General features: G+C 73.9%; 4 protein-coding genes and 1 pseudogene. All 5 read right to left on the bottom strand.

Translation table 11 applies throughout. From position 1 onward, the window contains the following. Window positions 1-824 (bottom strand): annotated as a pseudogene (locus ABZ919_RS40440) (peptidase M4); the annotation flags it as partial. A 271-nt stretch (window positions 825-1,095) separates the two neighbouring features. After that, the gene (locus ABZ919_RS40435) at window positions 1,096-2,871 is read right to left on the bottom strand and encodes an ABC transporter ATP-binding protein (protein ID WP_361258985.1); all 1,776 of its coding nucleotides are present in this window, start codon (window positions 2,869-2,871) and stop codon (window positions 1,096-1,098) included. Next, window positions 2,868-4,586 (bottom strand): ABC transporter ATP-binding protein, encoded by a 1,719-nt coding sequence (locus tag ABZ919_RS40430; RefSeq protein ID WP_361258991.1) that lies wholly within the window; start codon window positions 4,584-4,586, stop codon window positions 2,868-2,870. The genes ABZ919_RS40435 and ABZ919_RS40430 overlap by 4 nt, the downstream gene beginning before the upstream one ends. Window positions 4,587-4,621: 35 nt before the next feature. Further along, complete coding sequence (locus ABZ919_RS40425) at window positions 4,622-6,493, bottom strand: ABC transporter ATP-binding protein (protein WP_361258982.1); 1,872 nt, start codon at window positions 6,491-6,493, stop codon at window positions 4,622-4,624. Further along, entirely contained in the window at window positions 6,490-8,277 is a 1,788-nt protein-coding gene (locus tag ABZ919_RS40420; RefSeq protein WP_361258979.1) for an ABC transporter ATP-binding protein, read from the bottom strand. Before ABZ919_RS40420 ends, ABZ919_RS40425 begins: the two co-directional genes overlap by 4 nt. Window positions 8,278-8,302 lie beyond the last annotated feature (25 nt).

The following is an 8,302-nucleotide window of genomic DNA, read 5'->3' as shown; positions in this document are numbered from 1 at the left end:
AACAGCGTCCCGGTACCCGAGCTGCCGTGGTTCAGGTTGTACGTCTTGTGACCGCCGCGCGCGCCGTCGGTCAGCGTGTACGTCGAACCGGACTGTGTCGTGGTCAGCGTGACCTGCCCGCTGTACCGGGTCTTGCCCACGCCGGTCTCGATGCCCTGGTACTCGAAGAGCCTCTTGCCGGTGGCGGCGTCGGTGATGACGTGCAGCCGGTTGGGGGTGCCGTCGTCCTGGAAGCCGCCGATCACCGTCTCCCAGGCGAGCTTGGGGGTGCCGCTGCCGGCCCAGATCACCCTGCGCACGGAGTCGGCGGCCGACGTGCTGCCCCCGAGGGCCCTGGCGCGCTGCACGGCCTGCTTCTCGGCGGCCGCCTTCGGCACGGCCGGGGTGAGGTCCGCGACCTTCAGGGTGGCGCGGCTCGCCCGGATGACGTCCATGGTCTTGGCGGCCCTGGTGTCCACGATCAGGTCGCCGCCGAGGACCGGAAGCCCGGCGTAGGTCCGCTCGTAGCGGGTGTGGAGCGTGCCGTCGGCGTCCTTGACGACGTCCTTGACGACCAGCTGCTCCTTGCTGCCGAGGCCGATCGACCTCGCGGTGGCGGCCCTGCCGGCGTCGGCCTGACGGATCAGCTCGACGCGCTGGGAGGGCGTGAGCCTGACGGCCATGTGCGCCGGATCGGCCTTGCCGGGCTGCGGCTTCACCGGTGCGGCACTGGCCGCGCCCGACTGGACGGCGGCGGCGATCAGGGCGGCGACGCCGGCGAGGGCGACGGTGGCGGCGCGACGCGGGGTGTGGGGGGTGCGTCTGCGAGAGGAACTGCTTCTCAACACTGACTCCTTCTGCGTGGCCGCGGGTCGCGCGGCCAGGGGAGACCGGACGGTGGGTTGGGACGTCCGGGCAGAACAGGGCGTTACGCGGAACCACGTGCAGGCCGGCTCACGCGGAGCAGATGGGGCTGTGGGGTTGCTGTGAGTCGGCTTGGGAAGAGTGACAGGGGATCGGCACACCTGTCAGGACCGCGTCATAAAGTTGGCCGGAAATGGTCCGTTGACCGGATGTTCATGTTCGATATGCGGAGCGGTCGCCTCGCGGGCGGTTTCAGCCCTCCGCGGTGTCCCCGTGCCAGGTCCGCCACAGGGCCGCGTAGGCGCCGCCGGCCGTCACCAGGGCCTCGTGGGTGCCCAGTTCCGTCAGGCGGCCGTCCTCCATGACCGCCACCCGGTCGGCGTCGTGGGCCGTGTGCAGGCGGTGGGCGATGGCGATGACCGTGCGGCCCCGCAGGACGGCGGCGAGGGCGCGTTCGGCGTGCCGGGCCGTCGTGGGGTCCAGCAGGGCGGTCGCCTCGTCGAGGATCAGGGTGTGCGGGTCGGCCAGCACCACCCGGGCCAGGGCGAGTTGCTGGGCCTGGGAGCCGTCGGGGCGGCAGCCTCCCTCACCGAGCCGGGTGCCTAGCCCGTCCGGCAGGCCGCGGACCCACTCGTCGGCTCCGACCGCCGCGAGCGCCGCCCACAAGTCGGCGTCCGCCGCGCCGGGTTCGGCGATCAGCAGGTTGTCGCGGACCGTGCCGAGGAAGACATGGTGCTCCTGCGTGACCAGGACCACCTGGCGGCGCAGCAGCTCCGGCTCCAGTTCGCATACCGGCACCCCGCCCACCGTCACCGTGCCGGCGCCGGGCCGGTCGATGCCCGCCAGGAGCCTGCTGAGGGTCGTCTTGCCGGCACCGGACGGGCCCACCACCGCGAGCCGCTCCCCGGGCCGTACCGTCAGGTCCACCCCGCGCAGCACCTCGCCGCCGCGCCCGTAGGCGTACCGCACCCCGCACACATCGATCCGGTCGTCGGCCGGGACCGGACAGCCGGCCGTGTCCTGCCCGTGCGGCGCCTGCGCCAGCCCCTCCACGCGCGCGAACGAGGCGCTGCTGCTCTGCAGTTGCTCCACGCGCATCAGGATCTGGTCCAGCGGCTCGGTGAACTGCCGCAGATACAGCGCCGCGGCCACCACCGCGCCCACCCCGACCGCGCCCCGCTGGTGCAGCCAGCCGCCGAGCAGCAGCACGCCCACCACGGGCACCGTGTACGTCACCTCCACCGCCGGGAAGAACACCGTCCGCAGGAACAGCGTGTAGAAGCGGGTACGGCGGGACCGCTCCAGCGCGTCCCGGCTCGCGGCGATCCGCCGCTCCCGCAGCCCGAACGCCTCGACCGTCCGCGCCCCGGCCGCCGTCGCGGCCACGACCTCGGCGACCTCGGACGTCGCCGCGCCCTCGGCGAGATAGCCGTCCCTGGCCCGCCGTAGATACCAGCGCAGCGCCAGCCAGATCGGCGTCAGCCCGAGCAGCCCGAACGCGCCGAGCAGCGGGTCGAGCGCGAACACCGCGCCGAGCACGAACAGTGCCTGCACCGTGCACACCAGCAGCTCCGGGCCGACGTCCCGCAGCGTGGTGCCCACGATCGCCACGTCCGCCGTGCCGCGCGCCGTCAGATCGCCGGTGCCGGCCCGCTCCACCACGGACGCGGGCAGCGCCAGCACCCGCTCCACGTACTCCTCGCGCACCCGGGCCAGCGTCCGCTCCCCGAACCGGTAGCCCACGTACCGCGCCCAGCGGGCCAGCAGCAGCTGGGCCAGGGCGCACAGCAGGATCCACGGCGCGAGCCGGTCGACGACGGCGACGCCCTGCCCGGCCCGCCCGCCGGCCCGCACCTCATCGACGATCCGCCCGACCAGCCACGGCCCGACCAGCCCCGCCCCCGCCGCCAGCGCGTTCAGCAGCAGCGCGGCGGCGAACGCCCGCCCGTCGGCCCGCACCAGCCGCAGTGCGGCCCGCCGCACCCGGCTCCGGTCCGCGACCGGCAGCAGTCCCTCGCCCGCCGTCACCGTACGGCTCCTTCCGCGTCCCGCTCCGTGTCCCGGGCCACGAGCGCCCGATAGCCCGGCACCGTCGCGAGCAGCCGACGGTGCGGTCCGCTCGCCGCGACCTTCCCGTCGACCAGGAACACCACCGTGTCCGCGCGGTCCAGCACCAGCGGCGAGGTGGACGTCACCACCGTCGTACGGCCCTGACGCGCCTCGCGCAGCCGCCGCGCGACCGTCGCCTCGGTGTGCGCGTCCAGCGCCGAGGTCGGCTCCACCGCGAGCAGCACCTCGGGGCCGGCGAGCAACGCCCGCACCAGCCGCACCCGTTGCCGCTGTCCGCCCGACAAGCTGCGCCCCTGCCCCGTCACCGGCGCATCCACCCCGTCCGGCAGCCCGCGCACGACGTCCTCGGCGGCGGCCGCGTACAGCGCCCGGCCGAGCGCCGCCTCGTCGGCGGGGTGCCCGGCGGCCACGACCTCCCGCAGCGCCCCGGCGAACAGGTGGGCCTCGTTGTCCGCCACCAGGATGCGCCCGCGCACGTCCGACAGCGGGACGGCGTCCAGCCGGACCCCGCCCCAGGTGGCGTCGGTCGGCCCGAAGCGGCCCAGCCGGTCCACCACGGCGGCGGCCTCGGCCGGCCGGGCGGCGGCGAGCGCGGTCAGCCGGCCCGGCACCACCCGCACGCCGGACGCCGGATCGTACAGCTCGGCCGGCCCGCCGGGCGCCGCCAGCGTGCCCTCGTCGGACTCGGGCTCCAGCCGCAGCAGCCGTACCACCCGGCGCGCGGCCACCACGCCCCGGTTCAGGTCGTAGGCCATCTGCACGAAGAAGGCCACCGGACCGATCAGCACCGCCACATAGCCGTACACCGACACCAACTCGCCGATGGTGAGGGATCCCTGGGCCGTGAGCCGGGCGGCGAGCCAGGTCACCACGGCCAGGAACAGGGTGGGCAGGCCCACGCCGAGCGCCTGCACCCAGCTGGCCACCGCGCCCACCCGGTAGCCCTGCGCCCGCAGCCGCCGCGAGTCCTGCCGGAAGGCGTCCGCGAACAGCCCCTTGCCGCCCAGCCCGTTGAGGACGCGCAGCCCGCCCGCGAGGTCGCCGATGCGCGCGGTGAGCACCCCCTGCCGCTCCCGGTAGGCGCTCTCCGCGCCCTGCAGGCGCAGCGTCAGCGGCCCGGTGACCAGCGCGATCACCGGCAGCCCGAGCAGGACGACGGCGGCCAGCGGCACCGAGACCGTGAGCAGCAGCCCGGCCACCACCGCGTAGACCACGGCCGAGCCGACGCCCGGACCGACCACGGTCAGCGACTGCGCGACGGTGTGCACATCACCGACCCCGATCGTCACCACCTCACCGGCCCCGGTCCGGCGCGGCAGCGCGGCCCCGAGCCGCACCACCTGCCCCACGACCACCTTCACCGTGCGGAAGTAGGCGTCCATCCGCACCCGGGTCATCGTGCGGTGCCGCATGATGCTCAGCCAGGCGTTCACCGACCCGACCACGAACATCACCGCGGACCACCCGGCCAGCACCGCCGGCCGCCCCGGCACCAGCCCCTCGTCCACGGCCCGCGCCATCAGGTACGGCTGCGCGGCCAGCAGCACCATCCACACACTGGCGAGCAGCGCCCCGGCCGCCGACCGGCCCGGCTGGCGCAGCACCAGCCACCACAGATAGCGCCAGCCGCCACGTGTGTCGGGCGTGCCCGGATCCTCGTACGCGTCGATCATCCCGCCGGTGCCCCCGTTCTCCGCCCGTCCTGCGGCTACGCCAGACTGTCCCGCCACGCCCTGTGCAGACCCGCGAACCGGCCCGTGCCGCCGATCAGCTCGTCCGGCCGGCCGTCCTCGACGATCCTGCCGTGTTCCATCACCAGCACCCGGTCCGCGATCTCCACGGTCGACAGCCGGTGCGCGATCACCACCGCCGTACGGCCCCGCAGCACCGTCGCCATCGCCCGCTGCACCGCCCGTTCGCCCGGGACGTCCAGCGAACTGGTCGCCTCGTCCAGGATCAGCACCGCGGGGTCGGCGAGCAACGCGCGGGCAAACGCCACCAGTTGGCGTTGGCCGGCCGAGATGCGGCCGCCGCGCTTGCGGACGTCGGTGTCGTAGCCGTCGGGCAGCGCGCCGATGAACTCGTGCGCGCCGATCGCCTTCGCCGCCCGCTCGATCTCCTCCCGGGTGGCGTCGGGCCGGCCGATGGCGATGTTCTCCGCGACCGTGCCGGAGAACAGGAACGCCTCCTGGGTCACCATCACCACCCCGCGCCGCAGTTCCGGCACGGACAGCTCGCGCAGGTCCACCCCGTCCAGCAGCACGCGGCCTTCGGAGGGGTCGTAGAAGCGGGCGAGGAGCTTGGCGAGCGTGGACTTGCCCGCACCCGTGGCGCCGACCACGGCGACCGTCTGCCCTGCGGAAAGGGTGAGATCGAAGCGGGGCAGCACCTCGCCGCCCGTGCGGTATCCGAACCGCACCCCGTCGAAGACGACCTCACGGCCCGGCAGCTCATCCTGCGCAGGGGGAAGTTCGCGCGGGGCCGCCGGCTCCGGCACGGACGGAGTCTGCGCCAGCAGCCCGGCGATCTTCTCCAGGGAGGCGGCGGCCGACTGGTAGGAGTTCAGGAACATCCCCAGCCGGTCGATCGGGTCGTACAGCCGGCGCAGATACAGCACCGCCGCCGCCAGCACGCCCAGCTCCAGCGAGCCGGACGCCACCCGGTAGGCGCCCCACAGCACGATCCCCGCGACCGCCGTGTTGGCCACCAGCCGCGAGCCGACCACATAGCGGGCCATCTCCAGCATCGCGTCGCCGTTCGTCCGCTCGTGGCGCCGGTTGAGGACGGCGAACTCGGCGTCGTTCGCAGCCTCCCGGCGGAAGGCGCGCACCGGGCGGATGCCGTTCATCGTCTCCACGAACTTCACGATCACCGCCGCGATCGCCGTGGACCGCGCCCGGTACACCCGCCCCGCGCGCCGCTGGTAGAGCCGCACGAGCAGGTACAGCGGCGCGAAGGAGGCCACCGCGACCGCGCCCAGGCCCGGATCCAGCCACAGCAGCATCGCCGAGATGTAGACGAACGACAGCACCACGGTCACCAACTCCTGGAGCCCGTCGTTCAGCAGTTCGCGCAGCGACTCGACGTCGGTGGTGGAGCGGGAGATCAGCCGTCCGGACGTGTACCGCTCGTGGAAGTCGATGCTCAGCGCCTGCGCGTGCCGGAAGATCCGGCCCCGCAGATCGAGCAGCACGTCCTGGCTGACCCGGGCGGAGGCCTCGACGAACGCGAACTGCAGCGCCCCGGAGAGCAGCGCGCACAGCAGATAACCGACGCCCACCGCGACCAGCGGACCGTGGCGGTGGTTCCGTAACGCCGGTACGGCGTTGTCGATGGCGTACGCCACCAGCAGCGGGCCCGTCTGCACCGCCGCCTGCTGGAACAGCAGCAGGAGCGTGGTCACCGCGGCCCGGGCCTTCAGGGGCGCGAGCAGGGAGCGCAGCAGCACGGCCGTGGCACCGGGCGGGGCGGGCAGCACGTCCCGGTCGAAGACGTCGCCGGCACCGTCCTCGCCCTTCCCGTGCGGGCCGGGGAGTTCGTCGTCCTCGGCGGTGGGGGTGGAGGCGGTCGTGGTGGTCAACGGGAGTCCTCCTCGTCCTCGTCCCCGGACATCAGATGGGCGTACTCGGCGTTGGTGCGCAGGAGTTCCTGGTGGGTGCCGACGGCCGCGATCCGGCCGCCCGAGAGCAGGGCGACCCGGTCGGCGAGCAGCACCGTCGACGGGCGGTGGGCCACGATCAGCGCGGTGGTGTCGGTGAGGACCTGCCGCAGCGCGGCCTCCACGGCTGCTTCCGTGTGCACGTCCAGGGCGGACAACGGGTCGTCCAGCACCAGGAACTGCGGTCTGCCGACCACGGCGCGGGCCAGCGCCAGGCGCTGCCGCTGGCCGCCGGAGAGGCTGAGGCCCTGCTCGCCGACGCGGGTGTCGGTGCCCTGGGGGAGGGCGTGCGCGAAGTCGGCCTGGGCCACCGCGAGGGCCCGGTCGAGATCCGCCCTCCCGGCGTCGTCCGGGGCCCCCATCAGGACGTTCTCACCGACGCTCGTGGAGAACAGGGTGGGTTCCTCGAAGGCGACGGCGACCTTTTCGCGCAGTTCCTCGCGGGGCATCGCGGCGATGTCGACGCCGTTCAGGGTGATCCGGCCGGAGGTGACCTCGTGCAGCCGGGGGACGAGGGCGGTGAGGGTGGTCTTGCCGCTGCCGGTGGCTCCGACGAGGGCCATGGACTCGCCGGGGCGGATGTGGAGGTCGATGCGGTGGAGGAGGGGCGGGGAGCCGGGGGGCGCGTCGGGGTAGCGGAACCGGACGTTCTCGAAGCGGAGTCCGGCGTCGGTCGTCGTCGTGCGTCCCCGCTCGCAGGGTGCGGCCTCGTCCTCCGGCGCCTCGTCCATCACCTCGAAGTACCGCTCCGTCGCCGTCGCCGCCTCCTGGCTCATCGCCAGCAGGAAGCCGATCGAGTCCACCGGCCACCGCAGCGCGAGTGCCGTGCTCAGAAAGGCGACCAGCGTGCCGGCCGACAGCCCGCCGTCGGCCACCCGGACCGCGCCCAGCACCAGCGCCACCCCGATCGCCAGCTCCGGCAGCGTCACGATGACCCCCCAGATCGCGGCGAGCAGCCGCGCCTTGCGCAGCTCGGTGCCGCGCACGGTGACCGACAGCTCGCGGAACGCCCGCGCCTGGCTGCGGTGCCGGCCGAAGCCCTTGATGATGCGGATGCCGAGCACGCTCTCCTCGACCACCGTCGTCAGGTCGCCGACCTGGTCCTGTGCGCGCCGCGCCACCCGTGCGTACCGCCGCTCGAAGATGGCGCAGGTCCACATCACGGGGATCGCAGGGCCGAGGATGACCAGCCCGAGCACCCAGTCCTGCAGCAGCATGATGACCACGCCGACGAGGATGGTGACCCCGTTGACGAGCAGGAACGTCAGGGGAAAGGCGAGGAACTGGCGCAGCAGCATCAGGTCGGTCGTGCCGCGGGAGAGCAGCTGGCCGGAGGCCCAGCGGTCGTGGAAGGCGACGGGCAGCCGCTGCAGCCGGCTGTAGAGGGCCGCCCGCATCTCCGCCTCGACGTGCGACAGCGGACGGGCCACCAGGCGGCGCCGTATGCCGAACAGGACCGCCTCGGCGATCCCGAGCAGGAGCAGATACAGCGCGCCGAGCCAGACTCCCGCCGGGTCCCGGCCGGCGACCGGCCCGTCCACGATCCACTTCAGGACGAGCGGGATCACCAGCCCCGTACACGAGGCGACTATGGCGACGAACGCGGCCGTGATCAGCCGCGCCCGCACGGGGCGGACGTACGGCCACAGCCGCAGCAGGGTTCGAACGGCAAAACGGTCCTCGGTGGTTGCACGTGTCGTGGGCATCACCGCGAGCGTACGGATCGGCACT

The organism is Streptomyces sp. NPDC046759 (genome assembly GCF_040645475.1).
Lineage (GTDB): Bacteria > Actinomycetota > Actinomycetes > Streptomycetales > Streptomycetaceae > Streptomyces.
This window is presented reverse-complemented; position numbering and strand designations above follow the sequence as displayed.

What these genes read in the sequence shown, in the direction of transcription:
- ABZ919_RS40430 (WP_361258991.1), bottom strand. Translation starts at nt 4,586, where the DNA reads ATGATCGACGCGTACGAGGATCCGGGCACGCCCGACACACGTGGCGGC.
- ABZ919_RS40420 (WP_361258979.1), bottom strand. Translation starts at nt 8,277, where the DNA reads ATGCCCACGACACGTGCAACCACCGAGGACCGTTTTGCCGTTCGAACC.